18 protein-coding genes and 1 tRNA gene are annotated in these 22746 nt (G+C 70.3%); 14 read left to right on the top strand and 5 right to left on the bottom strand.

Annotated features, from left to right (window positions below):
* Nucleotides 1-82: 82 nt before the first annotated feature.
* From ACFJGV_RS05375 to secA, 3 genes are all read left to right on the top strand, one after another.
* Complete coding sequence (locus ACFJGV_RS05375; RefSeq protein WP_378147405.1) at nucleotides 83-811, top strand: ComF family protein; 729 nt, start codon at nucleotides 83-85, stop codon at nucleotides 809-811.
* 99 nt (nucleotides 812-910) lie between these two features.
* Entirely contained in the window at nucleotides 911-1615 is a 705-nt protein-coding gene (gene hpf, locus ACFJGV_RS05370) for a ribosome hibernation-promoting factor, HPF/YfiA family (protein ID WP_378147404.1), read from the top strand.
* Between the two features lie 119 nt (nucleotides 1616-1734).
* Nucleotides 1735-4662 carry a preprotein translocase subunit SecA gene (gene secA / locus ACFJGV_RS05365; RefSeq protein ID WP_378147403.1) on the top strand — a complete coding sequence of 976 codons (2928 nt, stop codon included), beginning with the start codon at nucleotides 1735-1737 and terminating at the stop codon, nucleotides 4660-4662.
* Nucleotides 4663-4753: 91 nt separating this feature from the next.
* Here the strand turns inward: secA and ACFJGV_RS05360 are convergent, their stop codons facing one another.
* On the bottom strand, nucleotides 4754-5197 hold the full coding sequence (locus ACFJGV_RS05360) for an Rv3235 family protein (RefSeq protein ID WP_378147401.1): 444 nt from the start codon (nucleotides 5195-5197) through the stop codon (nucleotides 4754-4756).
* 473 nt (nucleotides 5198-5670) lie between these two features.
* Between ACFJGV_RS05360 and ACFJGV_RS05355 the strand changes: the two genes are divergently transcribed.
* Nucleotides 5671-7164 carry a sensor histidine kinase gene (locus ACFJGV_RS05355; protein ID WP_378147400.1) on the top strand — a complete coding sequence of 498 codons (1494 nt, stop codon included), beginning with the start codon at nucleotides 5671-5673 and terminating at the stop codon, nucleotides 7162-7164.
* 418 nt (nucleotides 7165-7582) lie between these two features.
* On the opposite strand, the gene ACFJGV_RS05350 is transcribed toward ACFJGV_RS05355, so the two are convergent.
* Nucleotides 7583-7831, bottom strand: coding sequence for a WhiB family transcriptional regulator (locus tag ACFJGV_RS05350; RefSeq protein ID WP_378147398.1), 249 nt, complete (start codon nucleotides 7829-7831; stop codon nucleotides 7583-7585).
* A gap of 201 nt (nucleotides 7832-8032) precedes the next feature.
* Between ACFJGV_RS05350 and ACFJGV_RS05345 the strand changes: the two genes are divergently transcribed.
* A complete protein-coding gene (locus ACFJGV_RS05345; RefSeq protein ID WP_378147396.1) occupies nucleotides 8033-8455 on the top strand; it encodes a hypothetical protein in 423 nt (140 codons plus the stop codon).
* Nucleotides 8456-8491: 36 nt separating this feature from the next.
* Here the strand turns inward: ACFJGV_RS05345 and bcp are convergent, their stop codons facing one another.
* Nucleotides 8492-8971, bottom strand: coding sequence for a thioredoxin-dependent thiol peroxidase (gene bcp / locus ACFJGV_RS05340; protein WP_378147394.1), 480 nt, complete (start codon nucleotides 8969-8971; stop codon nucleotides 8492-8494).
* A gap of 77 nt (nucleotides 8972-9048) precedes the next feature.
* Here bcp and ACFJGV_RS05335 point away from each other — a divergent pair.
* The 3 genes from ACFJGV_RS05335 (at nucleotide 9049) to ACFJGV_RS05325 (ending at nucleotide 13759) form a co-directional block, all read left to right on the top strand.
* Nucleotides 9049-9124, top strand: a tRNA-Lys gene (locus ACFJGV_RS05335).
* 271 nt (nucleotides 9125-9395) lie between these two features.
* Nucleotides 9396-12077, top strand: a complete 2682-nt coding sequence (locus ACFJGV_RS05330; protein WP_378147392.1) for a LuxR C-terminal-related transcriptional regulator — start codon at nucleotides 9396-9398, stop codon at nucleotides 12075-12077.
* A 305-nt stretch (nucleotides 12078-12382) separates the two neighbouring features.
* Nucleotides 12383-13759, top strand: coding sequence for a glucose-6-phosphate dehydrogenase (locus ACFJGV_RS05325; protein WP_378147391.1), 1377 nt, complete (start codon nucleotides 12383-12385; stop codon nucleotides 13757-13759).
* A 204-nt stretch (nucleotides 13760-13963) separates the two neighbouring features.
* Here ACFJGV_RS05325 and ACFJGV_RS05320 read toward each other — a convergent pair whose 3' ends face one another.
* A complete protein-coding gene (locus ACFJGV_RS05320; RefSeq protein WP_378147390.1) occupies nucleotides 13964-14473 on the bottom strand; it encodes a hypothetical protein in 510 nt (169 codons plus the stop codon).
* 161 nt (nucleotides 14474-14634) lie between these two features.
* Here ACFJGV_RS05320 and ACFJGV_RS05315 point away from each other — a divergent pair, with 161 nt between their 5' ends.
* The gene (locus tag ACFJGV_RS05315; RefSeq protein WP_378147387.1) at nucleotides 14635-15891 is read left to right on the top strand and encodes a mechanosensitive ion channel family protein; all 1257 of its coding nucleotides are present in this window, start codon (nucleotides 14635-14637) and stop codon (nucleotides 15889-15891) included.
* A gap of 41 nt (nucleotides 15892-15932) precedes the next feature.
* On the opposite strand, the gene ACFJGV_RS05310 is transcribed toward ACFJGV_RS05315, so the two are convergent.
* Nucleotides 15933-16127: a hypothetical protein gene (locus ACFJGV_RS05310; RefSeq protein ID WP_378147385.1), complete on the bottom strand. Its 195-nt coding sequence runs from the start codon at nucleotides 16125-16127 to the stop codon at nucleotides 15933-15935.
* 96 nt (nucleotides 16128-16223) lie between these two features.
* On the opposite strand from ACFJGV_RS05310, the gene ACFJGV_RS05305 reads away from it, so the two are divergent.
* From ACFJGV_RS05305 to ilvN, 5 genes are all read left to right on the top strand, one after another.
* A complete protein-coding gene (locus ACFJGV_RS05305) occupies nucleotides 16224-17825 on the top strand; it encodes a trehalose-6-phosphate synthase (protein ID WP_378147384.1) in 1602 nt (533 codons plus the stop codon).
* Nucleotides 17822-18592: a trehalose-phosphatase gene (gene otsB, locus ACFJGV_RS05300; RefSeq protein WP_378147382.1), complete on the top strand. Its 771-nt coding sequence runs from the start codon at nucleotides 17822-17824 to the stop codon at nucleotides 18590-18592. Before ACFJGV_RS05305 ends, otsB begins: the two co-directional genes overlap by 4 nt.
* Nucleotides 18593-18661: 69 nt before the next feature.
* Nucleotides 18662-20356, top strand: a complete 1695-nt coding sequence (gene ilvD, locus ACFJGV_RS05295) for a dihydroxy-acid dehydratase (protein WP_378147380.1) — start codon at nucleotides 18662-18664, stop codon at nucleotides 20354-20356.
* A 41-nt stretch (nucleotides 20357-20397) separates the two neighbouring features.
* Nucleotides 20398-22218, top strand: coding sequence for an acetolactate synthase large subunit (locus ACFJGV_RS05290; RefSeq protein ID WP_378147378.1), 1821 nt, complete (start codon nucleotides 20398-20400; stop codon nucleotides 22216-22218).
* Nucleotides 22219-22221: 3 nt separating this feature from the next.
* Nucleotides 22222-22731, top strand: coding sequence for an acetolactate synthase small subunit (gene ilvN, locus ACFJGV_RS05285; protein WP_085020087.1), 510 nt, complete (start codon nucleotides 22222-22224; stop codon nucleotides 22729-22731).
* The last annotated feature ends 15 nt before the right edge of the window (nucleotides 22732-22746 follow it).

The following is a 22746-nucleotide window of genomic DNA, read 5'->3' as shown; positions in this document are numbered from 1 at the left end:
ACAGCCCGGGCTCGAGGTCTCGATTCTCCACAGAGACCCGCTTTCCGGCCCGCCGCCGTCCGCTGAGCGGCATGCTCCTGGCATGGCCGATCTCGTCCACGTCCTGTGGGTCGCCCTGCGCGACGCACTGCTCGCGGCTCTCGCCGTGCTGCTGCCCGTCGACTGCGGCGGATGCGGGCAGCCGGGTGCGGGCTTCTGCTCCGGCTGCCGCGACGCGTTGAGACCGCACCCGGCCCTGGTCGGCGCCCTGCCCGACGCAGCGCCGCCGGTCATGGCGGCGCTGCGCTACGAGGGCGCGGTCGCCGCCGCCCTGCGCCGATACAAGGACGCGGGGCGCCTCGACCTCGCCCGCGCCCTGGCGCCGCCGCTGCGGGCGTCGATCGTCGAGCTGTGGCCCGTGGTCACCCGCGGAGGCGACCCGCCGCCGGAGATGCTCGCCGTCCCCGCGTCGAGGGCTGCGCTCCGTCGGCGCGGGTACGCCCCGGTCGCCCGCCTGCTGCGCTGCGCCGGGGTGCGTGCGGCTCCTGGCGTGCGCCTCGAGCTCACGCGACGTGTCAGCGATCAGGCGGGTCTGGGTCGCGACGAGAGGCGGGCCAACGTGTCCGGTGCGATGCGCGCCATCGGGGCGCGAGGCCGCCGCTTCGTGCTCGTCGACGATGTGGTGACGACCGGAGCGACGCTCACCGAGGCCGCGCGCGCCGTCACGGAAGCGGGCGGTCGGGTGGTCGGCGCCGCGTGCCTGGCGTGGGCCGGACGACGCCTGCCGACGACTTCGGGAACACCGGGCGACCGCACGGCGAACGATCAGTGACAATCGGCCCGCACCCGGATAGGTTGGTCGGCACACAAGGCGCGAAGGGACTCGCACTTGAGGCGGGAACCTCGCGGCTCATACGGCTAGGAGGTCTCCATGGACGTGAACATCATCGGTCGGAACCTGGGTATCACGGACCGGTTCCGCGAGTACGCCACCGAGAAGGCCGAGAAGGTCGCCCATCTCGCCGACCGAGCGCTCGCCCTGGAGATCCGGGTCTGTCGGCACCATACGGCGAGCGGAGCGGGATCCGGCGACGACCGGGTGGAGCTCACGCTGATCGGCCCCGGGCCCCTGGTGCGGGCCGAGAGCGCCGCGTCCGACAAGTACGCCGCGTTCGATCTGGCCCTCGGGAAGCTGATGGAGCGCATCCGCCGTGCGAAGGACCGCAAGAAGGTGCACCGCGGCCAGCACCGGCCCGCGTCGCTCCACGAGGTGGCCACCGGCGGGTTCAGCGCGGTCGCCCTCGAGCCCGTCGACGCCGGGGTCCTGAACGGGACGAACGCCACCTCCGAGGCCTCGGGAGAGGCGCTCGACGAGACGAACGAGGACTACAACCCGGTGGTCATCCGCGAGAAGGTCTTCCCCGCCGTCCCGATGACCGTCGACGACGCCCTGTACCGGATGGAGCTCGTCGGTCACGACTTCTACCTCTTCGTCGACTCAGGGACGATGCAGCCGAGCGTCGTGTACCGACGCAAGGGCTGGAACTACGGCGTGATCCATCTCGATGAGAACGCCGACGTCACTCCGCTGCCCGCCAGCGAGGGCATCAAGCGGGTCGCCGCGGCCACCCGCTGACCGCCGGGGGCTTCTCCCACTGCGCATGCTGCGCTCATACCGGCGACGTCCAGGCGTGAGCAAGTAGTATGTTCCGCGATGCTCGCCAGCCGAGCGACGATCGCAGTGGGAGAAGCTCCGTGGCCTCAGTTCTCGAAAAAGTCCTCCGCGTCGGCGAAGGGCGCACCCTCCGTCGGCTCCAGGCGTACGCCAAGGCGATCAACGCGCTGGAGGACGACTTCAAGTCGCTGACCGACGAGGAGCTCCGCGAGGAGACGACCCAGCTGCGCGTGCGGCATGAGGCGGGGGAGTCGCTCGACCACCTCCTGCCCGAGGCGTTCGCCGCGGTGCGCGAGGCGTCCGTCCGCACCCTGGGCCTGCGCCACTTCGACGTGCAGCTCATGGGTGGCGCTGCTCTCCACCTCGGCAACATCGCCGAGATGAAGACCGGTGAGGGGAAGACGCTGGTCGCGACGACCGCCGCGTACCTCAACGCCATCGCGGGCAAGGGCGTCCACATCGTCACGGTGAACGACTACCTCGCCAGCTACCAGAGCGAGCTCATGGGCCGCGTGTTCCGGGCCCTCGGCATGACGACGGGCGTCATCCTCGCCGGGCAGACCCCGGCCGAGCGCCGCGAGCAGTACGCCGCCGACATCACATACGGCACGAACAACGAGTTCGGCTTCGACTACCTCCGCGACAACATGGCGTGGCAGGCCTCCGACATGGTGCAGCGCGGCCACTTCTTCGCCATCGTCGACGAGGTCGACTCGATCCTCATCGACGAGGCGCGCACGCCGCTCATCATCTCGGGCCCCGCTTCGGGGGAGGCGAACCGCTGGTTCAACGAGTTCGCCACCATCGCCACGAAGCTCACCCCCGAGGTCGACTACGAGGTCGACGAGAAGAAGCGCACGGTCGGTGTGCTCGAGCCCGGCATCGAGAAGGTCGAGGACTACCTCGGCATCGACAACCTCTACGAGTCGGCCAACACGCCGCTCATCTCCTTCCTCAACAACGCCATCAAGGCCCGCGCGCTGTTCAAGAAGGACAAGGACTACGTCGTCCTCAACGGCGAGGTGCTCATCGTCGACGAGCACACGGGCCGCATCCTGGCCGGCCGTCGCTACAACGAGGGCATCCACCAGGCCATCGAGGCCAAGGAGGGTGTGCAGGTCAAGGCCGAGAACCAGACCCTGGCCACCGTCACTCTGCAGAACTACTTCCGCCTCTACGACAAGCTCTCCGGCATGACCGGTACCGCCGAGACCGAGGCGGCCGAGTTCATGAGCACGTACAAGCTCGGTGTCGTCGCCATCCCCACGAACAAGCCGATGCAGCGCATCGACCAGCCCGACCTCGTCTACAAGAACGAGCAGGCCAAGTTCGACCAGGTGGTCGAGGACATCGTCGAGCGCCACGAGAAGGGTCAGCCGGTCCTGGTGGGCACGACGAGCGTCGAGAAGAGCGAGTACCTCTCGCGCCTCCTCGCCAAGCGCGGCGTGCGCCACGAGGTGCTGAACGCGAAGAACCACGCGCGTGAGGCGGCGATCGTCGCCCAGGCGGGTCGACTCGGGTCGGTCACCGTCGCCACCAACATGGCCGGTCGAGGCACCGACATCATGCTCGGCGGCAACGCCGAGTTCCTCGCCGTGTCCGAGATGCACGCCCGTGGTCTCAATGCCTCCGAGAACCCTGAGGAGTACGAGGCGCAGTGGGACGAGGTGTTCGACAAGGTCAAGGCCGAGGTCTCCGAGGAGGCCGAGAAGGTCATCGAGGCCGGCGGTCTCTACGTCCTCGGCACCGAGCGCCACGAGTCGCGCCGCATCGACAACCAGCTGCGCGGTCGATCCGGCCGTCAGGGCGACCCCGGCGAGAGCCGCTTCTACCTCTCGCTCACCGACGACCTCATGCGCCTGTTCAACGCCGGCGCCGCCGAGGCGCTCATGGGCCGCGGCTCCGTGCCGGACGACCTCGCCATCGAGTCGAAGGTCGTCTCGCGCGCGATCCGCAGCGCCCAGTCGCAGGTCGAGAGCCGCAACGCAGAGATCCGCAAGAACGTCCTCAAGTACGACGACGTCCTCAACCGTCAGCGCGAGGCGATCTACAGCGACCGCAAGCACATCCTCGAGGGCGACAACCTCCAGGACCGCGCCCAGAAGTTCCTCGAGACGGTGATCGACGACATCATCACCGACCACGCCGGCTCCGGAAACGGCGACGACTGGGACTTCGACGCGCTCTGGGCCGAGCTCAAGACGCTGTACCCCATCTCGATCACGGTTGATGAGGTCGTCGCCGAGGCGGGTAGCAAGGGCAAGATCAATCGCGACTTCATCGCCCGCGAGATCCTGTCGGATGCACGCATCGCCTACTCCAAGCGCGAGGAGACGCTCGGCGAGACCGCCATGCGCGAGCTCGAGCGTCGCGTCGTGCTCTCGGTGATCGACCGCCGCTGGCGTGATCACCTCTACGAGATGGACTACCTGAAGGACGGCATCGGCCTGCGCGCGATGGCGCAGCGCGACCCGCTGGTCGAGTACCAGCGCGAGGGGTACGCCCTGTTCCAGTCGATGATGGGGCAGATCCGCGAGGAGTCGGTCGGGTTCCTGTTCAACCTCGAGGTCGAGGTCAACGCCGCCCCCGCGGGCGTCGAGGCCCCCACCGTCGAGGCCAAGGGGCTCGCCCCGCAGGCGGCGGCGTCCGAGAAGCTCAGCTACTCGGCTCCCAGCGACTCGGGCGGCGTCGAGGTGCGCAACCAGCGCGGTCAGGTCGAGCAGGCGGCCACGGCCCGTGCTCGTGAGGCCGAGGAGCGCTCCGCACCCGTCGCGTCCGCGTTCGCGAAGTCGGAGCCTCAGACCGGCGGCCAGGCGACCGCGCCCGCGGCCGGGTCGGGCAAGGGCTCTGGTTCCGGTTCTGGCTCGAAGGGATCGGGTGCGAAGGCCTCGGGTGGCGCGCAGGGCGGCGGCCAGCGCGGTGCGTTCGGGCAGCGCCCGGGCGGGCAGGGCGGTCCGGCGGCGAACAACCGCGCTCAGCGTCGGGCGCAGGGCAAGAAGAAGGGCTGACACCCGCCGGTCGCCTGGCGCGTCGGCACCGCGCTTCGGCGCGCGTGCGGTGCGTTGCGTTGCCGTGCGTGCGGGTGCGTGCGCGGTGCGCTCAGAGCACGTGCACGGCGGTGGCGCGCCAGCGTGTGCGCCGCCACTCCAGGCGGAGCGCCACAGCGCGGGAGCGCGCCCGTCCGTGGACGATGACGACCGCGTCGACGAGCCCGGGAGCGGCCTCGCTCAGCACGGTGCTTCCCATCGTGAGAGCCAGCCGAGTGGGTGCCTCTCCGCGTGACGCTCGTGCCCGTCGGGCGAGTGCGTCGCGCAGGAGCAGGTGCTCGTAGACGTCGTCGCTCAGCCAGCGCCCCAGTTGATCGAGCGCACGTGTGCCCGCGAGCACCTCGACCACGCAGCGGGCCAGGCTCTGCGCGAAGACCCGTGCGTCGGGTGGCGCGCCGGGGTGATCGCCGAGGTCGTCGTCGGCGGATGCGCGGAGGCGGTCGACATCGTCGGCCAGAGTGGGGGCGGCGAGCTCCACGACGGGTGGCACGGTCATTCAGGCGGCTTCCTCTGCTCGGGCCGCGCCAGGCGCGGCCGTTCTGTCGGGATGCGTGCGACGACCCACCCCCTCATCGTCCCGCCCTACCGGTGCCGCGTGAGCATCCCCTGCTCACCCTGCGGCGGTGGTTACTCAATCAGGTCGCTCGCACCAGTGTCCAGAAGCGTTTGTGCCCTGTGGAGAGGGTGTAGTCGGTGTGCGCTTTGAGTGGGAATTGCTCATAACACTGCGGCGTCTGCGGATGGTGAACTGTCTCTGCAACACCCCAGGACCACCCGCTGAGATGCCCGTTCCCCCGACCTACCGATCGTCTCAGCGGGGTGGAAAGGCCCCCGTGACCGCGCTGTTCGCAGCGCCCGGTCACGGGGGCCGATCCGTTTCCCGGCCGCACCTGGGTGGCTCACGGTACGCGGCGTGGGCGCCCCCGACATCACACGGCGGCCTCGGTGGCACACCGTAGGCTAGAGGTCGTGTCCACCCTCAGCGACCTCGTCTCCGCGCACGGCAGCTCGACCGACGCCGACATCGAGTGGCTCCACCTCGTCGTCAGCGACTGCCAGCTCCTCGCCGACCTCGCGTTCGCCGACATCGTGCTCTGGGTCCCCACCGTCGACGGCACCTTCATCGCGGTCGCCCACGCCCGTCCGTCCGGCTCAGCCACGCTGTTCTACCGCGACTTCGTCGGTCAGACCATCAAGCCCGAGTGGCGCAAGCAGGTCACCGACGCGTTCGAGAGCGCCCGCATCGTCGACACCGCGGCGCCCGACTGGTACGAGGAGACCCCCACGCGCGTCCGCGCCATCCCGGTGATGCGTCGTCTGTCCGTCTCCGAGCAGACGACGGCCGAGCAGCCGATCGCCGTCATCACCCGCCACACCAACCTGAGCGAGGCGCGCACCCCCAGCCGCCAGGAGCTGACGTTCAACGAGTGCGCCAACGATCTGTTCGCCATGATCGCGGCCGGCGACTTCCCCGACCTCGGCGCCCCCACCGGCCCGCGTCGTGGCGCCCCACGCGCATCCGACGGCCTCATCCGTCTCGACGTCGACGGCATCGTCACCTTCGCCAGCCCCAACGGCCTCTCCGCATTCAACCGCATGGGTTTCGCGGGCGAGCTCGAGGGCGAGTCGCTCGCCGAGGTGACGACGGCTCTGCTCGCCGGCCGCCTCGTCGTCGACGAGTCTCTCCCGCTCGTCGTCACCGGCCGCGCGCCCTGGCGCACCGAGATCGAGGCGCGCGGCGTCACCGTATCGCTCCGCGCCATCCCCCTGCGCACCCGCGGCCACCGGTTCGGCGCCATCGTGCTCAGCCGCGACGTCACCGAGCTCCGCCACCAGGAGCGCGAGCTCATCACCAAGGACGCGACGATCCGCGAGATCCACCACCGCGTCAAGAACAACCTGCAGACCGTGGCGTCGCTGCTGCGCATCCAGGCCCGACGCACCCACTCCGACGAGGCGCGCGACGCCCTCACACAGGCCATGCGCCGCGTCGCCGCCATCGCCGTCGTGCACGACACCCTCTCCGAGGGCCTCAACCAGCGCGTCGACTTCGACACCGTCTTCGACCGCGTGCTGCTCCTCGTCGCCGAGGTGGCGTCCGCGCACAACACCACCGTGCATCCGAAGTCCACCGGCAGCTTCGGCGTGCTCCCCAGCGAGTACGCCACCCCCCTCGCGCTCGCCCTCACCGAGCTCGTCACCAACGCCGTCGAGCACGGCCTCGCCGGCCAGGAGGGCGAGGTCGAGATCAAGGCCACCCGCTCCGACGACCTCCTCACCGTCGAGGTGCGCGACACCGGCACAGGCCTCCCCGAGGGCAAGGTCGGCTCCGGACTCGGCACCCAGATCGTGCGTACCCTCATCCAGGGCGAGCTCGGCGGCACCATCGACTGGCACACCATGGTCGGCAGCGGCACCGTCGTGACCATCGAGGTGCCGTTCCGCTGGCTGAAGAAGCGGTAGGTCTGTCCCCGGGGGTCGGCGGAGCGGGGGTGGGATGTCCTGCCGCCGAATCAGCGGGGACCCCTGCCCCGATATTCGGCGGCAGGACATCCCACCCCCGCACCGCCTTGCGTGCACCCTCCCGCTCGGGACGGGGGAGTCGCCTAGCGCTTCGCGCCTCGGCGTTCGCCGCCCGCGGGCCGGGCGCTTCGCGCCGGCGTGAACAGGGGCTCGTCCGTCGTTCGCGCTTGGGCTGACTCCGGAGAATTGGCGGGACACGCCGCGGGAGTTCCGGAGGTGGCTCCGGATGGGTCCGATGTCCGGAGTTGGCTACCGGCAGGCGAGCCAACCGGGGCGACGCGGGTGGGGCGGAAAAGCATCGCGCCCCGAGGCTGGAGCCTGGGGGCGCGAAGGGGACCGGGCGCCGTGAGGCGCGGGGTCAGGAGGCGCGGCGGGCGCGGGCGGCGCGGCGCTTGAGGGCGCGGCGCTCGTCCTCGGAGAGGCCTCCCCAGACGCCCGAGTCCTGGCCGGACTCGAGGGCGTACTGGAGGCAGATCTCGGTGACGGAGCAGCGGGCGCAGACGCTCTTCGCCTTGTCGATCTGGTCGACGGCGGGTCCGGTGTTCCCGACGGGGAAGAACAGCTCGGGGTCGGCGGTGAGGCAGGCGGCTTTGTCGCGCCAATCCATGCGGGGGCTCCTTAGATAACAGGAAGAATCGATCGCTACGATCGAGTGATTTCGGGTAATCAGTCGACGGCACAGTGGACGCTGCAATCAGAGGAGACTGCACCCGCTCACGCCGCTGTGAGCAACATCGACATGCCATCGTTGCATACTGGTTTGTGCAAAATCAAGGATTTTTTGTGGAGAACGGATGGGGTTGACGGCGTGAACGATCAGCGAAATCGAGACGGCGACACGGACGCGGCCGTTCTCCGCCGACCCCCGTCGATCACCGCGCTCGGCATCATCGTCTCGATAGAAGCCCTGGTCATGGTGGGTCTCGTGGTCTGGCTCGGCATCGAGATCGCCGCGGCCCAGTCGGAGTACCTGGTCACCGCCCTCGCGATCCTCGTCCTCGCCGCGATCGCCGCGCTCTTCCTCGTGTTGGTCGCCATCGGCACGTTCCGGATGCAGATGTGGACGAGATCGGCGACGCTGGTCTGGCAGATCTTCCAGGTCGTGGCCGCGATCGCGGCGTTCCAGGGCATCATCGGGTCGGCCGCGATCGGCTGGTTCCTGCTGATCCCGGCGGTGCTCGCCGTGATCCTGCTCTTCACCCGCGCCTCCGTCGCCGCAGCGCGGCGCTGAGACGCCGCGATGCGACGCTGAGCCGCCGGTCCGGGCTCAGTCGATCCCGAGCTTCTTGCGGAGCGACGCGACGTGCCCGGTGGCCTTCACGTTGTAGAGCGCCTGCGTGAGGCGCCCCTCCTCGTCGATGACGAAGGTGGAGCGGATGACGCCGGTCACGGTCTTGCCGTACAGCGACTTCTCGCCATAGGCGCCATAGGCCTTGTGCACGTCGAGCCCCTCGTCGGACAGAAGAGGGAACGTGAGCGACTCCTCGTCATGCCACGCCTTGAGCTTCGCGACACCGTCCTTCGAGATGCCGAGCACGGTGTATCCGGCGCCCTTCAGCGAACCGAGGTTGTCGCGGAAGTCGCACGTCTCGGTGGTGCAGCCCGGCGTCCCGGCGGCAGGGTAGAAGTACACGACGACCTTCTGGCCGCGCAGATCGTGGAGCGACACGTCGGCGCCGTCCTGATCGGTGAGGGTGAAGTCGGGAGCGAGATCGCCCGCGGCGAGGCGCGTGGTCGTGTCGGTCATGGACCCAGTATCCCGTGTCGCGAGCAGTCCGCGGAGCATGCTATCGTTGACGACTGGCCCGCTCGGGTGGGCCGAATGCACCTCTAGCTCAATCGGCAGAGCAACTGACTCTTAATCAGTGGGTTCAGGGTTCAAGTCCCTGGGGGTGCACCACAGAACGAAGGCCCCGATCCGCACAGGATCGGGGCCTTCGTCGTTCCCTCGCGGATTCCGCCCTGTACGTAGTCGGTCGCGACTACGTACATCCGTCTCGGCGACTACGCAAAGTCCGTCACGCGCGTGCGCGTGAGTAGAAACTGCTCATAACCCGAGCACTACTCACAGGGGAAACATCGAGAGGTTCGGTCACCCACCGACACCTCCTGATCCGAGAACAGGGCGCGAGCACGGGTCCTTCGCGGCGCGCCCGGATGACGAGAAAGCGATGAGCATCCACATGCCCGAGACCTCTTCCACCACCCGTCGCAGCGAAGCGGCGGCCTCCCTCGTCGGGCGCTCGCGTCAGATCGAGCAGGTCGTGCACGCGATCGCCGCCGATCCCGCTGTCGCCGTCAGCATCGCGGCGCCCCGCGGGGTGGGGCGCACCGCGCTCCTCCAGTCGATCCGCGAGCGGATGGGGTCGGCCACGCCGACCTACTGGGTCGCCGGCGACGGCGCGCTCTCGGCGCTGCCGCTCGGCGCCCTCGCGCCCCTGTTCGCCGACCTCGACATCGACCCCGCGTCGGAGGGCGCGCTCGTCGCGGTCCACAAGGCTCTGAGCTGCGGGGCGGTCGTCTTCGTCGACGATGCCCACCTCCTCGACGAGGCGTCCGCGGGGGTCGTGGCGCAGCTCATTCGCTCGGGCGACGTGTCGGTCGTCTCCTCGACGGTCGACGACACGGCCGGCGCGCGCCAGGAGGAGGGTCTCCGCGTGCGCCTCGCACCGCTCGACGACACCGACCAGCGCCAGGTCGCTACCTCGCTGCTCGGCGTCGCGCCGCATCCGCACACGGTCGACGAGATCGTGCGCCTCGCCGACGGCAGCACCCGCATCCTCGTCGCCCTCGCCGAGGCGGTGCGCGACTCACCCCTCCCTCCGGATGCGCACGGGTCGATCTCCGAACGGCTCGCCCCCTCCCGCGCGATCGTCGACGCCCTGCCGGTCGACCCGTTCGCCGCACCGGAGCCGGTGATCGACCTGCTCTCCCTCCTGGCGGTGTGCGGATCGCTTCCGCTCGAGCTCCGGGGCGAGCCCGGGGCGTCCACCCGGTGGGCAGCCGAGGCCGAGCAGCGAGGTCTCGTGCGCTCGTACGAGGAGGAGGGGCGGCGCTGGGTGGCCCTCGCGCATCCGATGCTCGAGCCGGTCGTGCTGATGGACGTGTCGCCGCTGCGGCGATACGACTACTGCGCGGCAGGGGCCGACATGCTGAGCGGTTCGCCCGCGCACAGGGTTCGCCACGCGCTCCTGAGGCTGCGGGCGGGCATCCCGGTCGACGCCCGCGAGCTCGACCTGCTCGCGCGGGGCGAGCTGCGCGCCCAGCACTACGGCACGGCGCTGACGCTGGGCGAGCATGCGGTGCTGCAGAACGACGGGGATGCCGCCCTTCGAGCGTCGGGGCAGGCGATCCGCGCGCAGGCGGCGTCGCAGATCGGCCGCATCGCCGAGGCCACCGAGTGGTTCGCCGACGCATGGACCACCGCGTCCGAGGCGGCGGAGCCGCCTTCGCAGGAGTTCTTCGCGCGGCTCGCGCAGGCGGAGGGGAACCACCTCGCGTTCCGTCTGCTGCAGCCCGCCACGGCGGTACGACGGGTCGAGGAGATCCTCGACCGGATCCACGAGCCGAGGTGGCGCGCGTTCGTCGACTCCGACCTCGTCAAGTGGCGCATGATGGCGGGTGAGGGGCTGCCCGAGAGCGTCGACGAGCTGCCCGTGCTGCAGTCCGTCGAATCGCCGGGCGATCTCAACCTCCTCATCATGACCGCGATGATCCAGACCACCGGGGGCAGCCTGGAGGCCGCCCGCACCGCCACGGTGCGCGGACTCCGCGAGGCTGAACGCTTCGCCGACGTGCTCCCCAATGCCCGCGACCTGCTCAGGCTCAGCGACGTGCTGGCCCGCGCCTTCGGCGGCGATGTGGGCGGAGCGAGGGCACAGGCGCGCGACGAGCTCACCGCCGCCGAGTCGGCGAACCCCAGTGCTCGCGGGATGTGGGAGTTCGTCCTCGCCATCATCGAGCTGCACGCCGGATGCCCGGTGCGGGGCTGGAAGCTCATCGTCGACGCCCGGCGCGACCTGCTCTGGCGCGACATCGCCGGTCTGCTGCCGACAGCCGAGGCGGTGCACGCGGCGCTCGCGGCGCGCACCGCCCGCTTCGCGGTGGCGCGGCGGTGGCTCGACCGGCACCCGGCCGACTCCATCACCGATCCGAAGACCGCCCTGTATGCCCAGCTCGCGCGGGCGTGGGTCACGGCGGCCTCGGGCCGGCCGGGGTTCGCGGTGCGCGCGCTGGCGTCGGTCGCCGGCGACGCGATCGAGCGGGGGCAGCTCTACCTCGGCGCGCTGTGCGCGTACGAGGGCGTGCGCATCGACCCCGTGGTCGGCGCCACCGTGATGCTGCCGCACCTCGCCCGCGCGCAGCATGCGTTCTCGGCGCAGCTGGCGCACGTGCGGGTGGTGCTCGCCCGAGGCGACGTGCTGCCGGCGGCCCGCGACCTCGCCGAGGCGGGCCTGCTCGGCCCCGCGATCGACGCGGCGCGCTGGTGCGCCGAGACCACGAAGGATCGCGCGCAGCAGGGCGAGGCGACGAGACTGGCGGATGCCTGGACCGTGCGCACCGGCGTGGCGATCACTCCCCGGCGCACCGACACCCAGCCGCGCATGACACCGCTCACCGACCGCGAATGGCAGCTCGCCTCGGGCGCCGCCTCGCTGCGGACGAGCGCCGAGCTGGCCGCCGAGTACGGGATCTCCGTGCGCACCGTCGACAACCACCTGGCGCGGATCTATCGCAAGCTCGGCATCGCGAGCCGGCGTGAGCTGGCCGCGGAGCTCGGCGCGCTGGGCGCCGAGAACCCGCACTTCGCCGAGCGTGTGGCGGGCGAGCGGGGGAGTAGGAAGTACTCATAACGCTGGGCGCGTTCGGTCGCGCACAATCGTGGTGGTGACAGCGGCGCCCTCGGGCGCCGACCGATCCGCGGCAGGGTTCAGCGACATCTCACCGGTCCACTCGTCAGTTCCGGTGCGCTGACTCGGCAGCGGGTCTCGAACAGGGGCGGCCTTCGGGTGGCCGCCCCTGTTCTCTTCCGCATCCGTCGGAGATGACGGGCCACCCACGCGTCTCACGACCCCACACAGGCCTCTCTTCGCCACCCCTTTCCCCACGTCGAGCCACCTCCGAGGCACGGATGCACGCGGGCTGTACTGTGTGCACCATGAGCCAACATGTCGGAACGCTGTTCATCTTCGGGGCCAGCGGAGACCTCACCGCTCGCCTGCTCCTCCCGGGCCTCGCCCAGCTCCTCACGGCGCAGCCCGAGCGCCGGCTGAAGCTCGTCGGAGCGGGCGGAAACGACTGGACCGACGACGACTGGCGCGCCCTCGTGACGAAGTCGTTCGCCACGGTCGACGCGAAGGGCGCGGCGGTCGACGACATCATCGCGCACACCAGCTACGTCAAGGCCGATGTGACGGATGCGAAGGAGCTCTCGTCGCTGCTCGGCCAGTCCGACGGCGTGCCCGCCATCTACTTCGCGCTGCCGCCCGCCGTGGCGGCGGCGTGCGTGACCACGCTCCAGTCGATCGACCGCCCCGACGGGCTCGTCCTCGCTCTCGAGAAGCCCTTCGGTCTCGACGTGCAGAGCGCCGAGAACCTCAACGGCGAGTTGGCGAAGATCGTCCCCGAGAACCACGTCCACCGCGTCGACCACTTCCTGGGACGCTCGACCGTCTTCAACATCCTGGGACTGCGCTTCGCGAACCGGATCTTCGAACCCGTGTGGAACTCCGACCACATCGCCAGCGTCGACGTCGTCTACGACGAGCAGCTGGGCCTCGAGGGCCGCGCCGGGTACTACGACAAGGCGGGCGCGATGGTCGACATGATCCAGAGCCACCTGCTGCAGGTGATGGCGGTGCTGGCGATGGAGCCGCCGTCGACCCTCGGATCGGACGACCTGCGCGACGCGAAGGAGCTCGTTCTCCGCGCCACCCGTATCTACGGAGACGACCCGGTGGCGTCGAGTCGGCGCGCCCGCTACACGGCGGGGAGCATCGACGGCCGCGACCTGCCGAGCTATGCGGACGAGCAGGGTGTCGACCCCTCGCGCGAGACCGAGACGCTCGCCGAGGTCACGGTCGAGGTGCAGACCTGGCGCTGGGCGGGCGTCCCCATCACACTGCGGTCGGGCAAGGCGTTGGGGAAGCGCCGCCGCGAGATCGTCATCACGTTCAAGCCGGCCCAGCGCCTTCCGGTCGGCCTCAAGGGCGACAACGCGCCGACCGTGCTGCGCATCATGCTCGCGCCCGACATGATGGCCCTCGAGATCGACATCAACGGCCCCGGCGACCCCTACGAGCTCGAGCGCGCGTCCCTCGACGCCACCTTCGGCGACGGCCAGCTGCTCGCCTATCGAGAGGTTCTGGCCGGCATCCTCGACGGCGACCCGTCGCTCAGCGTGCGCGGCGACTCCGCGGTGGAGGGCTGGCGCATCCTGGAGCCCGTCATCGCGGCGTGGAAGGCCGACGAGGTGCCCCTCGACGAGTACCCGGCGGGCAGCGCAGGCCCCGCTTCCTGGGCCCCGATCGGCTGACCCGGCCCGGCCGCCGTCACCTCGACACCGAATCCGTCGAAGTCCCTCTCCCAGAGGGCGGGCTCGAGCGGAATCGGTGTCGAGGCGAAGGTGGCGGCCCCGATGTGCCCGTTCCTCAGCACGGGAAACGACGAAGCCCCTGCTCAGAGGCGGGGGCTTCGACGTATCCCGTGACGCCCGACGGCGGAGAGCCGCCGTGGAGCGTCAGGCGGAGGCGGAGGTGGCGCCGGCGGTCTCGCCGCGGTGCCGTTCGGCCGCCTCGGTGACCTCGGCGTGGTGGGCGACGAGCGCGCGCAGCGCGTCGTCGTCGCTCGGGTCGGCACCGGCCGACGCGGCGGGCGCCGTCGCGGGAGTCGCGGGCAGGTCGACCGGCGTGAGATGCGCGACCGGGCGGGGGAGCGGGACGCGCTCGACCGGCGCGAGCGCGGGCGCCGCGGCGCCCTTGCCGGTCGGGTCGAGCTGCATCACGATGTTGTGCTCGGCGAGGTTGACGACGATGTCGCGCGCGACCGACGCCGCGAGCACCGTGTGGAAGATGTCGTCGGTGTCGGCGCCGCTGCGTCGCGTGATCGCGAACGAGCCCAGCGGTCCGAAGTTCTCCATCAGCGTCTGGCTGACCAGCTCATAGAGGCGCTCGCGGCTGACCGCCGCCTCGCGCGCTGCCCGTGCTCGTCTTCTCCAGCCGATCATGAGCAGTCCTTCCGCCGTCGCCACCCTCGTGACCATTGTCGGGGCTGGACATCCCCTCTCCGTTCGGGACACGCCGCGTGCCGGTCGGCTCTCGGCTGGTTAGGGTGGTATTTCGTCTGCTCCTGCAGCCCGTCGTCGCGCTCCGCCCGACGGAACGCGGCTCTCCCCGATCCGCGAAGGAAGACATGCCCGGAGACCGTACCTGGCTCGCGTTCGCCATCGCCTGCGCCGCCGCCCTCATCCTCGCCCTCGTCGCCACCGCCCTCGTGGCGCTCGCCCTGCGCCTCACCTCGAGGCGGGCGGAGTGGCCGAAGGCCCTGATCCGGCGCTCGCGTGTGCCCTTCCGCATCTTCCTGCTCGTGCTGCTGCTCTGGACCGCGGTCGCCGTCACGCTGCCCGCCACCGACATGCTCGACGGGGTGAACCAGGCGTTCCTCATCGTCGCGATCGCGGTGGGCGCGTGGTTCGCGTGCACGCTGCTGATGTTCTTCGAGGACATCGCCCTCGAGCGCTACCGGATCGACCGTCGCGACAACCGCCTCGCCCGCCGGGCGCGCACGCAGGTGCTCATCGTGCGGCGCCTCGGCATCGCCGCGATCGTGGTGATCGCGCTGGGCGCGATCCTGCTCACGTTCCCCGGTGCGAGGGCGGCCGGAGCGAGCGTGCTCGCGTCGGCGGGGCTCGTCTCGATCGTCGCGGGCCTCGCCGCGCAGTCGACCCTGGCCAACGTCTTCGCGGGGATGCAGATCGCGTTCAGCGACGCCCTGCGCGTCGACGACGTGGTCATCGTCGAGAAGGAGTGGGGACGGATCGAGGAGATCACGCTCACCTACGTGGTCGTCCACATCTGGGACGACCGCCGCCTGGTGCTGCCGAGCACCTACTTCACGACGAAGCCGTTCGAGAACTGGACGCGGCGCAACTCCGAGCTCCTCGGCTCGGTCGAGTTCGACCTCGACTGGCGCGTCACACCGGCGCTCATGCGCGAGGAGCTCGAGCGCATCCTGCGTCGCACCGACCTCTGGGACGGCCGGGTCTCGGTGCTGCAGGTGACGGATGCGACGGGCGGCTTCGTCCGCGTCCGCATCCTGGTCACGGCGGTCGACGCGCCGACCCTGTTCGACCTGCGCTGTCACATCCGCGAGGAGATGGTGGCGTGGCTGCACCGGAGGAGCCCGCAGTCGCTGCCGCGCACGCGCGTCAACGTGCTCGAGCCCGAGGCGGATGTGGAGGCGGCGCATCGCCGCACCGACACGGATGCGGTCGGGCTGTTCCACGGCGACGACGGCGCCGAGGGACGCGCCAGCCTCTTCACCGGCCCGATCCAGACCGCGCGGATCGACCCCTCGGAGCTGAGCGGGAGCGGGAGCGACGACGATCGCGACGCGGATGCGAGCGGCGGCGACTCGGACGCCGCAGGACGAGGCGGCCGCCCCCGCTGAGGCCGGCCCCCGCTGACGCGGGGACCGGCCTCAGCGGCGGGTCACTTCTCGCCGAGGGCGCGGGCCTCTTCGTCGTCCTGCAGCACGCTGCCGATGGCCAGCGCGAGGCTGATGCCCCAGCTGACCCACATGAGGACGACGCGCCAGTCGCGCGGACCCTTACGGGTCGTCTGCACGACCGACCAGGCGCCGAACACCGCGGCCAGGAAGCTGCCGTTGAAGAGGAACTTGCGCACGGGGTCCACCATCTCTCTCGAATCTCGCTCCCACGCTACCGCGAAGGCCCCCTGGTAGGGTGGCGCCCGAATGCGCCCAGCGCGGAACGGACCCTCTTGCCTGACGACGACGCCTCAGCCCGCCCCTCCACCGACCGTCGGACCGGCGACTACGACTTCGTGGTCGTGGCCAACCGCCTCCCGGTCGATCGGATCACCACCCCGGACGGCGAACCGTCGTTCCGCACCTCGCCCGGGGGGCTCGTCACCGCCCTCGAACCGGTCATGCGCGCCGCCGACGGCGCCTGGGTGGGATGGACGGGGTCGGTCGACGACCACCTCGAGCCGTTCGAGCACGACGGCATCCACATCATCCCGGTGGCGCTGAGCGCCGACGACGTCGAGCTCTACTACGAGGGCTTCAGCAACGACACGCTCTGGCCGCTCTACCACGACGTCATCGCGCCGCCCGCGTACCACCGCGAGTGGTGGGAGAGGTACGTCGCGGTCAACCGGCGGTTCGCCGAGCGTGCGGCCGAGATCGCCGCCGACGGCGCCACCGTCTGGGTGCAGGACTACCAGCTCCAGCTGGTGCCGCGCATGCTGCGCCAGGAGCGGCCCGACCTCACGATCGGCTTCTTCAACCACATCCCGTTCCCGGCGTACGGCATCTTCTCGCAGCTGCCGTGGCGCACGCAGATCGTCGAGGGGCTGCTGGGCGCCGACGTCATCGGCTTCCAGCGCACCGCGGATGCGGGCAACTTCTCGCGCGCCGTCCGTCGGCTTCTGGGATACCAGGCCAAGGGCGCCGTGATCGACGTGCCTCTGAACGAGAGCGAGCTGGCCAGCGCGAAGCACCGCATCTCGGCGGTGCGGCCCAACAAGCCCGTGCGCACCGTCGTGGCCCGCGCGTTCCCCATCTCGATCGACGCGGAGTCGTACGAGGAGCTCGCCCGTCGTCCCGACATCCAGGCCCGCGCGAAGGAGATCCGCGAGGGGCTCGGCAACCCCGACGTCGTCATGCTCGGCGTCGACCGGCTCGACTACACGAAGGGCATCGGCCACCGTCTGAAGGCCTTCGGCGAGCTGCTGGCCGACGGGGCCGTCGACGTCGAGGACGTCACCCTGGTGCAGGTCGCCTCGCCGAGCCGCGAGCGGGTCCGCACCTATCAGCGGCTGCGCGACGAGATCGAGCTGCAGGTCGGCCGCATCAACGGCGACTACTCCACCCTCAGTCACACCGCGATCAGCTACCTGCACCACGGTTACCCGCGCGAGGAGATGGTGGCGCTCTACCTCGCCGCCGACGTCATGCTCGTCACGGCGCTCCGCGACGGCATGAACCTCGTCGCCAAGGAGTACGTCGCCTGCCGGTTCGACAACGACGGCGTGCTCGTGCTGAGCGAGTTCGCCGGCGCCGCCGACGAGCTCAAGACCTCGCTCCGGGTGAACCCGCACGACATCGAGGGCCTCAAGGAGGCCATGCTCGCCGCGATGCACATGCCGAGGGTCGAGCGCTCGCGGCGGATGCGCGCCATGCGCAAGCGCGTGATCGAGAACGACGTCGACCGGTGGTCGTCCGAGTTCCTCGCCGCCCTGGCGGCGCCGAGCACGAGCCTCGCGCTCCCTGCCGCCAACGCGGCGACCGATGCGACGGATCCGGCCGATGTGACGGATCCGGCCGATGTGACGGATCCGTCGGAGGAGGCGGGCTCGTGAGCACCGCATCCGACGACCTCGACCAGGCCATCGAGCGTCTCGCTACGACGGAGCACCTGCTCGTCGCGCTCGACTTCGACGGCACGCTCTCACCCATCGTCGAGAGGCCCGAGGAGGCGCGCGCCCTCCCCGAGGCCGACGAGGCCCTGCGGGCGCTCGTCGCCGCGCCGGACACCACGGTCGTCCTCGTCTCGGGACGGTCGATGGCGAGCCTGGAGCACGTCACGGGCTCGCCCGAGCACGTGCGCCTCGTCGGCTCGCACGGTGTCGAGGTGAAGGACGACGACGGTGTGCACGTCGAGCTCGACGGCGACGAGCGCGCACGACGCGACGCGCTCCACGGGGTGCTCGAGTCGGCCGTCGCCGGTCACGCCGGGGTCTGGGTGGAGGAGAAGCCCGCCGGCTTCGCCGTCCACACCCGGCGTGCGGCGGCCGACGTCGCCGACGCGGCCCGCCGAGCGGCCCGGGCCGCCGCCGAGGATCTCGACGGACTCACCGAGCGCGAGGGCAAGGGAGTGATCGAGTTCTCCGTGAAGTCGACGAGCAAGGGCGACTCGCTGCGGATGCTCCGCGAGCGGACGGGGGCCACAGCCGTGCTCTTCGCGGGCGACGACGTGACCGACGAGGACGGCTTCGCCGCGCTCGGCGAGGGCGACGTGGGCCTCAAAGTGGGGCCCGGCGACACCGCCGCCTCGCACCGGCTCGACGATCCGGCCGGCGTCGCGGGCCTCCTCGCGCGCCTGGCCGCCCGCCGCACCGCGAGGTAGCCTGCGGGCGGGGGAGCGGCGGTGCTCATGGCGTGCAGCCGATGTCGGACGCGGCCCTAAACTCGTACCATGCCGGAAATCGATATGAAGCCGCGCTCGCGCGTGGTCACCGATGGGATCGAAGCCACCACCTCCCGCGGGATGCTCCGCGCGGTCGGCATGGGCGACGAGGACTGGGACAAGCCCCAGATCGGCATCGCGAGCTCGTGGAACGAGATCACGCCCTGCAACCTCTCGCTCGCGCGCCTCGCGCAGGCCTCGAAGGAGGGCGTCTTCGCCGGCGGCGGGTACCCGCTCCAGTTCGGCACGATCTCCGTCTCCGACGGCATCTCGATGGGCCACGAGGGCATGCACTTCTCGCTGGTCTCCCGCGAGGTCATCGCCGACTCGGTCGAGACCGTCATGATGGCCGAGCGCCTCGACGGCTCCGTGCTGCTGGCCGGCTGCGACAAGTCGCTCCCCGGCATGCTCATGGCCGCGGCACGCCTCGACCTCTCCAGCGTCTTCCTCTACTCCGGATCGATCGCCCCCGGCTGGGTCAAGCTCTCCGACGGCACCGAGAAGGACATCACCATCATCGACTCGTTCGAGGCCGTCGGCGCGGTCAAGGCGGGCAAGATGAGCGAAGCCGACGCGAAGCGCATCGAGTGCGCATTCGCCCCCGGTGAGGGCTCCTGCGGCGGCATGTACACCGCCAACACCATGGCGAGCGCCGCCGAGGCGATGGGCATGAGCCTCCCGGGCTCGGCGAGCCCGGCCTCGGCCGACCGCCGTCGCGACTACTTCGCCCACCGGTCGGGCGAGGCCGTCGTCAACCTGCTTCGCCTCGGGATCACCACCCGCGACATCATCACCAAGAAGTCGCTCGAGAACGCGATCGCCATCGGCATGGCCTTCGGCGGCTCCACCAACCTGGTGCTCCACCTGCTCGCGATCGCGAACGAGGCCGAGGTCGACCTCACGCTCGCCGACTTCAACCGCATCGGCGACAAGGTGCCGCACATCGGCGACCTCAAGCCCTTCGGCAAGTACGTCATGAACGACGTCGACCGCCACGGCGGCGTGCCCGCGGTGATGAAGGCGCTCCTCGAGGAGGGCCTCATCCACGGCGACGCGCTCACCGTGACCGGCAAGACGGTCGAGGAGAACCTCGCTGAGATGGACATCGCTCCGCTCGACGGCGAGGTGCTGAAGCCCCTCGACAAGCCGATCCACAAGAGCGGTGGGCTGACCATCCTCACCGGCTCGCTCGCCCCCGAGGGTGCTGTCGTGAAGTCGGCCGGCTTCGACGCCGACGTCTTCGAGGGCCCCGCGCGCGTGTTCGAGCGCGAGCGCGCGGCGATGGATGCCCTCACCGAGGGCCGCATCAACGCCGGCGACGTCGTCGTCATCCGCTACGAGGGCCCCAAGGGCGGGCCCGGCATGCGCGAGATGCTCGCCATCACCGCCGCCATCAAGGGTGCAGGCCTGGGCAAGGATGTACTACTCTTGACGGACGGACGATTCTCAGGCGGCACAACCGGCCTGTGCATCGGCCACATAGCTCCCGAAGCGGTCGACGCTGGTCCGATCGCCTTCGTACGCGATGGTGATCTGATTCGGGTCGATATCGCAGCTCGCTCGATCGACCTACTTGTCGACGACGCAGAGCTGGAAGCCCGCCGAGAAGGCTGGGCTCCTCTTCCTCCCCGCTACACCCGCGGCGTTCTCGCGAAGTACTCGAAGCTCGTGCATTCGGCAGCCGAAGGCGCGATCACCGGGTAGCTTGCGCGCATCCACCTGCTTCACAACGGAGAAAGACAGTCATGTCCACGGATCCCACACCCGTGCCCCCGAGAGCGACCATCCCGGCGCCCGCCCCCGCGGCGCCGTCCGGTCCTGAGCTCCTCACCGGATCGGGCGCGGTCCTCCGCACCCTCGAGCTGCTCGGCGTCAAGGACGTCTTCGGCCTCCCCGGCGGCGCGATCATCCCCTTCTACGACGAGCTCATGCAGCAGGATGCGATCCGTCACATCCTGGTCAGGCACGAGCAGGGCGCCGGCCACGCCGCCGAGGGCTACGCGGCCGCGACCGGCGAGGTCGGGGTCGCGATCGCGACCTCCGGCCCCGGTGCGACGAACCTCGTCACCGCCATCGCCGACGCCTACCTCGACTCGGTGCCGCTGCTCGCCATCACGGGCCAGGTTTTCTCGCATCTGATGGGCACCGACGCGTTCCAGGAGGCCGACATCGTCGGCATCACCATGCCGATCACGAAGCACGCCTTCCTGGTCAAGCGCGCCGAGGAGGTGCCGGCCGCGATCGCCGCCGCGTACCAGATCGCCACGACCGGGCGTCCCGGCCCGGTGCTCGTCGACATCACGAAGGACGCCCAGCAGAACACGGCGCCGTTCGTCTGGCCGCCCAAGGTCGACCTGCCCGGCTACCGGCCGATCACCAAGGCGCACGGCAAGCAGATCCAGGCCGCGGCCCAGCTGCTCAGCGAGTCGCGTCGCCCGGTGCTCTACGTCGGCGGCGGCGTGATCCGCGCCGAGGCGTCGGCCGAGCTGCTGGCGTTCGCCGAGGCGACGGGGGCTCCGATCGTCACGACGCTGATGGCCCGCGGCGCGTTCCCCGACTCGCATCCGCAGCACCTGGGCATGCCCGGCATGCACGGCACCGTGCCCGCCGTGCTCGCCCTGCAGGAGAGCGACCTCCTCATCTCCCTCGGCGCCCGCTTCGACGACCGCGTGACCGGTCGCGCGGCCGACTTCGCGCCCGACGCCAAGGTCGTCCACGTCGACATCGACCCGGCCGAGATCGGCAAGATCCGCACTGCCGACGTCCCGATCGTGGGCGACGTGAAGGAGGTGCTGTCCGACCTCCTCTCCGCGTGGGGCGACGTGTCCGGCGGCGCCGACCTCGATCTCACCGAGTGGTGGGAGCGGCTGCACAGGCTGCAGGCCGAGTTCCCGCTCGGCTACAGCGAGCCGGCCGACGGCCTCCTCGCCCCGCAGTACGTCATCAAGCGCATCGGCGAGCTCACGGGCCCCGAGGGCATCTACGCCTCCGGCGTCGGGCAGCACCAGATGTGGGCGGCGCAGTTCATCAAGTACGAGCGCCCCCATGCCTGGCTGAACTCCGGCGGCGCCGGCACGATGGGCTACGCGGTGCCCGCGGCGATGGGCGCGAAGGTGGGTGAGCCCGACCGCGTGGTCTGGGCGATCGACGGCGACGGCTGCTTCCAGATGACCAATCAGGAGCTGGCCACCTGCACGATCAACCGGATCCCGATCAAGGTCGCGATCATCAACAACTCGTCGCTCGGCATGGTCCGCCAGTGGCAGAACCTGTTCTACGACGGCCGGTTCTCGTTCACCGACCTCAACACCGGGCACGACACCGTGATGGTCCCCGACTTCGTGAAGATGGCCGACGCCTACGGCGCCCTGGGCATCCGGGTCACGAAGAAGGAGGAGGTCGACGCCGCGATCCAGCTCGCCCTCGAGACCAACGACCGCCCCGTGGTGATCGACTTCGTCGTGTCGCGCGACGCGATGGTGTGGCCGATGGTGCCGCAGGGTGTCTCGAACAGCGAGATCCAGTACGCCAAAGACCATGCGCCGAGCTGGGATGGTGAGGAGTAGACCATGAGCACCCACGTCCTGAGCCTCCTCGTCGAGGACAAGCCCGGCCTCCTCACGCGTGTGGCGGGCCTCTTCGCCCGTCGCGGCTTCAACATCGAGTCGCTCGCCGTCGGCAGCTCCGAGATCGACGGGCTCTCCCGCATCACGGTCGTCGTCGACGTCGAGGACACCCCGCTCGAGCAGGTGACCAAGCAGCTCAACAAGCTGATCAACGTCATCAAGATCGTCGAGCTCGACCCCTCCCAGTCGGTGCATCGTGAGCACCTGCTGGTGAAGGTGCGTGTCGACAACACCACGCGCTCGCAGGTGATCGAGGCGGTGAACCTGTTCCGCGCCCGCGTCGTCGACGTGTCGACCGACGCGCTGGTCATCGAGGTGACCGGCGACACGGGCAAGATCAACGCCTTCCTGAAGGTCGTCGAGCCCTACGGCATCAAGGAGATCGCCCAGTCGGGCCTCCTCGCCATCGGCCGCGGCGGCAAGAGCATCACCGAGCGCGTCTTCAAGAACTGACCTCAGCATCCGGAT

The sequence above is a fragment of the Cnuibacter sp. UC19_7 genome, from assembly GCF_042699995.1.
GTDB lineage: Bacteria > Actinomycetota > Actinomycetes > Actinomycetales > Microbacteriaceae > Cnuibacter.
Note: the sequence above shows the minus strand (reverse complement) of the source record. Positions and strands in the feature narration are given on the sequence as shown.